Annotated in this window: 4 protein-coding genes; 2 read left to right on the forward strand and 2 right to left on the reverse strand. The window is 63.3% G+C overall.

Annotation, left to right across the window (positions count from 1 at the left end):
* A partial coding sequence (locus AC1D2K_RS28880) for an enoyl-CoA hydratase/isomerase family protein (protein WP_478093112.1) occupies positions 1-649 on the reverse strand: 649 nt, incomplete at its 3' end.
* Between the two features lie 501 nt (positions 650-1,150).
* On the reverse strand, positions 1,151-3,910 hold the full coding sequence (locus AC1D2K_RS28885) for a UPF0182 family membrane protein (protein ID WP_478093113.1): 2,760 nt from the start codon (positions 3,908-3,910) through the stop codon (positions 1,151-1,153).
* A gap of 714 nt (positions 3,911-4,624) precedes the next feature.
* Between AC1D2K_RS28885 and AC1D2K_RS28890 the strand changes: the two genes are divergently transcribed.
* Both AC1D2K_RS28890 and AC1D2K_RS28895 read left to right on the forward strand, forming a co-directional pair.
* A complete protein-coding gene (locus tag AC1D2K_RS28890) occupies positions 4,625-5,026 on the forward strand; it encodes a methyltransferase family protein (protein WP_478093117.1) in 402 nt (133 codons plus the stop codon).
* A gap of 65 nt (positions 5,027-5,091) precedes the next feature.
* On the forward strand, positions 5,092-5,445 hold a 354-nt coding region (locus AC1D2K_RS28895), incomplete at its 3' end, for a methyltransferase domain-containing protein (protein WP_478093115.1).

Below are 5,445 nucleotides of genomic sequence, written 5' to 3' on the forward strand. Positions count from 1 at the left end.
GTATGAGGCGCTTCGCCTCGCCCTGAGCGGAGTGCGCGCCGAGTGCCAGTTCTTTGGCCAGTCCCATCGTGGTACCAAGCACATCTCCATTGGACGCGATGCGGTTGACCAATCCCCAGTCCATGGCCTGCTGAGCGCTCAGCACTGGATTCAGCAGCGCCATCTCCTTTGCGCGCCGCAATCCTATGTGCCGGGCGAGAAAGTAGGTTGAACTCCCGTCGGGTGAAAGACCCGCGCGCGTGTAAGCCATAGTGAAGCGTGCTGACTCAGCAGCAACCGCCAGATCGGTTGCAAGCGCAAGGCTGAAACCGGCGCCCGCCGCGGTACCATTGATCGCAGCGAGAACAGGTGTATCCATCCTGTTCATGCGAGAGATAGCGGCGTGAAAAGCGTGGGTGACATCTTTCGTGTACCGACCAGCATTCGCACCTTGACGTGAGAACTCTTTCAGGTCGCCGCCTACGCAGAACATTGTTCCCGCGCCGGTGAGAACGACCGCACGAATCGATGGATCGTCGTCGCAGCGGGTGATGGCATCGAGCAGTTCAGTTGCCAGTTCAACGGTCACGGCGTTGCCATCGCTCGGACGGTTCAGCCGAATAAGGGCGACTCGGTTGTCGATGTTCAGTTCGATTGCGGAGTAGTTCATGGCTGTATCCGATGAGGCTCAGAGGTTGGTAGATCGAGTGCTCACTGACGCTACGCGCGTCATGTGAAGCATGTGCGGCCTAACGTAATGTAAACCGCGCAACCGTGCGGTCCAACTTGGCGGCCTGCGGCCTATATTGGCACGCCAGAACAGAGCCAACCGACGCTATTTGATGAACCGTGCCACGATGTCCGCCGGAAGCAGCGTTTAGACCGCGGGTTCGACCGCGATAAATCCATCTTCGCTCGCAGCCCATCGGATGCCCAGCAGCGCCTCCTTCTGGGCGATTTCCAGGTCCTCGTAGAAGGAAGGGCTTGGCGACCCATCCCTCGACGCCGGCGGCTTCGTTGTTGAAGTGATATTGCTCCACGAATCCAAAACTTCCCACCGCGCTTCGGTCGCCAGTGCGTTCGGTCGCAAGTACCTGGACCCGGATGGGGCGAAACCCTGCTCGTCGTCGGACCAACCAAAGAGCGCCCTGATGATAGCGGGCCCCAATCGTTATTTCCGTTCTTCGGAACGCCCAGCACCGAGCGCCTCGAGCAGCGGCCGCAGGGCATCGAGTTCGACGCCGAAGCCGTTCCAGTCGCCCGCCTTCAGGCGCTCGATGGCGCGGTCATAGTGGGCCAGTGCCTCGCGGGCGCGGGCGTCCGCCGTGCCCTGCGGCGGCGTTGCCGACGGCGCAGCTTCCTTGAAGAGGGCCCCCAGGGCGGCGCCCAGGGTCTCCTCCATCACCACGTGGTCGCCATAGGCCGCGATCACCCGTTTCAACTCGGGCAATTGGCCGGACTCCGAGCGCAGGTACAGCGGAGAGACATAGAGAACCGAGCTTTCGATGGGCACGACCTGGAGGTGGCCGCGGATGACGCGCGAACCCATCTGGTTCCACAGCGAAATCTGCTGGGAGATCTCGGTGTTCTGCTGGATGCGCGCCTCGATCTGGAACGGCCCGTAGACCAGCTTGTCCTTCGGGAACGCGTAGACGACGAGCTTGCCGTAGTCCGGTGGATCGCAACGTGCCGCCAACCACGCGACCATGTTCTCGCGCCGGCTGGGCACCATCGGCAGCATGAGGACAAACTCGGCGTGCGGCTCCGAGGGCAGCCGTACGATCATGTAGTAAGGCGTCATCGGCATGCCGGGGGCGTTCCCCGCCTCAATGTCGGCCTGTTTGCGCGGGAACTGCCAGAGATCCTCGCGGTTGTAGAAGACTTCCGGCGCTTCCATGTGGTAGGCGCGGTAGACCTGCGCCTGGATCAGGAACAGGTCCTCCGGGTAGCGGATATGCTGCTGCAGGTCCTGCGGCATCGCGCCCAGCGGCTTGAACAGGCCCGGGAAAATGCGCTGGTACGTCCGCACGATGGGATCGGCAGGATCACTCACGTAGAAGTCGGCAGTCCCGTTGTACGCATCGATCACCACCTTGACCGCGTTGCGGATGTAGTTGTCGCCCTCTTCGGTACCCGGCTGGGAATAGGGGTACCAGCGGCTGGTGGTGTAGGCATCCTGGATCCAGTAAAGCCGCCCGCCGCTCGCGACGATGTAGGGGTCATGGTCCAGACGGAGGAACGGGGCGATCGTGCGCACCCGGTCCTGGATGTTGCGATGGAGCAGGATCCGGCTTGCGGGCGTGATGTAGCCGGTCAGCAGGATGTTGGGATCGTCGAATTGCCAGGCAAAGAGGGCCCGTAGCGCCATGCTGCCGATGGCGACACCGTCGCGTCCGCCGTAGCTCGAATAGACGTTCTGGTCGCCCTTGGGGTAGTCGAATTCGGGCACGCTGCCGTTGACGATCACGTACCCCTTGCCGCCTTTGCCGAAATACAGGCGCGGCTCCTGGACGATCGGGCCACCGTTGGAGACAGGCGGAATATCCTTCAGGTAGAGGGTAGGCAAGCCTTCAGCGGATTTTTCCGTGACCGGCGACATCACGATGCCATTGCCGTGGGTGAACAGGAGATGCAGGTTCACCCAGGTCTGGGCATTTGCCGGCAGCAAGGACGGCTCCAGTTCCCGCGCCGAAAGCATCACCTGCTGATAACCGGCGTCGAGCCGGTAGCGGTCGATGTCCGTCGCGAGGAATTTGTAATAGGTCCTGATCTCCTGCAACTGCGCATACGTATCCCGTAACGGCTGCAGATCCCACAGGCGGATGTTGTCGATGGTCGGGCGGTTGGCCTGGAGCGTGGCGAGAGTCAGGTTCTGCTCGGCCCGGAACGGCTTGACCGCGATCTGCGTCAGACCATAGGCGTCCCGCGTCAGCGCAATATTGTGGGCGATATAGGACGTCTCCAACTGCAGCTCGTTCGGTTTGACATAGAAGCGCAGGAACAGCGCCGGGTAGATCAGGGTGAGCACGAATGCGCTGCCGAACACGATCAGCGCCGAGGCCGCCGGAATTCGCAAGTCCCGCGAGCGCATAGTGGCCCACGACGCGACCGCCGCGGCAGCGGCAAGTCCGATCAGCGGCCACAGGACCGGCAGCCCGACGTGGACATCGGTATAGCTGGCGCCCACCACGACGCCGTTGTCACCGTAGAGCAGCAGGAAGCGGTCGAGCCAGTAAGTCCAGGCCTGCAGCAGGAAAAACAAGCCGAGCAGCGCCAAACCGTGGGTGGCGGCCGCTGGCGAAAGCGCGCGCGGCGGCTGGATGAACGTGATGTCGCCGCGCATCCCGTACACCACTGCGGCGATGGCTGCGCTGCAGACCAGCAGCAGCAGCAGCCAGTTGCGGAGCGCGAGATAGGCCGGCAGCGAGAAGAGGTAGAAGCCGATGTCCTCGCCAAAAATCGGGTCGGTCTTGCCGAAGGGTACCTGCTCGAGGTAGCGAAGCGCGATGTCCCAGCCCGCGGCTTCGCCGACGGCGATGAACAAGCCCAGCAGGACGGCGACACCGGCGATGGCTGCGCGCCAGGGAACATGCGGCGCGACTTCCCCGACCAGTTCGCTCAACCCCTCCGGCCCGCCCGGCTGAAATGCCGGCCCCACCACCTTCCAGCTGCCGGACTGGCTCGCATAGCGGTGCGCCAGCCAACCCGACACCCCTATCGCGCCCACCGAAGTAGCGAAGACGGCGACGAACAGAAGCACCCGGGTGACAAAGATCGTCCAGAAAACGCCGACATAGCCGACCGAGGAAAACCACAGCCAGTCAATCAGCACGCCGGTGATGCGGCCGACGACGAATAGAGCCACGATGACGGCCGCGACCCCGACTGAAATTCCTCTCAGGCGCGTGCCGAATCTCCCTGGCGACCGCATCGATCATGCTCCTTTGGACCGTCATCCACGGCCTGCTTCGGCCGGACCACGATGCACTGCCGATCTGCCTGAAACCTGGCCGAACGGGTTGCCGGGGCAGCCGCGATGGCCGCCTCGCGGCAGCGCAAAGGTTCGCGTTGAATCCGCCCCGGACAAATAATTGTAGGTGGGGAATCGACATGCAGCACGCTCGCCGCCGTACGATCCTTCGGGACTGTCCGTTGGCCGGGGCAGCCGCCAATCCTGCTTGGTGCCCGGGCATGCGCGTCGGACATGCTGCCGACAGAGCCGGCGCGAAGGGGCAAGGGAAAGGTGGGTTTAGCTCCTCAGCCAATCGAGCACCGACGTGAAGGCATCAAAGGAATTCGGCCCTTACCCTGAAGAGATTTTGGTCACGACGAACTCCGGCGCCAGGTTTTTCGGGCCTGGACCGGACTTCCAGGAGCGTCAACTATGTGGTGCCACCGCAGAGCTGCCCTGGTCTGTGTGTTCCAGCTAGGGGGGTTGCGGTATCACGTCCGCAGGAGCAGACTGCATCTCGTGGGATAGCCCGCGCTCTTCCTGGCGACTCTGTCCGACTGTGACATCGTGCTCACCGACCTGCCGCGCTCTGGCTTGCGCATCGCGCGGCAACGGGCCGCGAAGGAGTTGGGCGGACCATCATGAACCGCTGGATGTCACCCCCTGTCGCGTTTGCAAGTCGCTGTGATCGCCATGTGGTGGAACAGTCGCAGTGTCACGATCGGCAGGTACCCGTTTGCCCATCAAACCGCGATCGGTATCGCCCTCGTCGTGCTCGGCGTGGCCATCGTTGGTGTGAGCCTCAGGTCGTTTGCGGTCATGGGCACGACGCCCGATCCAACGCAGCCACAGAAGGCCACCGAGCTGGTGACTTCGGGCGTGTACTCGCTGTCCCGCAACCCCATGTACGTCGGCGACGCCGTGATGTTCGCGGGCATCGCGGTGTGGATCGAAAACCTCATCGGTCTCGCCCCGCTCGCCGCCTTCGTCCTGTTCATCGCCCGGTTTCAGATCCCCCCCGAAGAGCAGGCGCTGGCGGAGATCTTCGGGGATCGCTATACGGCGTATCGCAGCAAGGTCAGGAGATGGCTGTGATCCGCATGCTTAAGGAGGCGCCGGCGGCGCCGTTGTTCTGACCCTCACTTCGATCGGAGGCCATCATGTCTGCTGAAGTCAATCGCAACGAGCTGGAATCCAAGATCCAGTCGATGTACCGCGACGTGGCGCAGAACCCGCACGGTGAGTTCCATTTCGAGATGGGACGCGCGCTGGCCGAGCGCCTCGGCTACCGGCCGGCCGACCTGGACCGCATCCCGGCCGAGGCCATCGACTCCTTCGCCGGAGTCGGCTACTTCTTCCACTTCCTCGACGACATGGAGGGCGCGCGTGTGCTGGATCTGGGCAGCGGCTCGGGCATGGACACCTTCATCGCGAGCCTCATCACCGGGCCGACGGGAACGGTCATCGGCCTGGACATGACCGACGAGCAGCGCGCCAAGGCCGAAGCGCTGCGC

This window comes from Variovorax sp. P1_H12_2 (assembly GCF_056405335.1).

Bases quoted from the DNA above. Each gene is read 5' to 3' on its own strand.
- AC1D2K_RS28885 (WP_478093113.1), bottom strand. From the start codon at position 3,910: ATGCGGTCGCCAGGGAGATTCGGCACGCGCCTGAGAGGAATTTCAGTC.
- AC1D2K_RS28890 (WP_478093117.1), top strand. From the start codon at position 4,625: ATGTGGTGGAACAGTCGCAGTGTCACGATCGGCAGGTACCCGTTTGCC.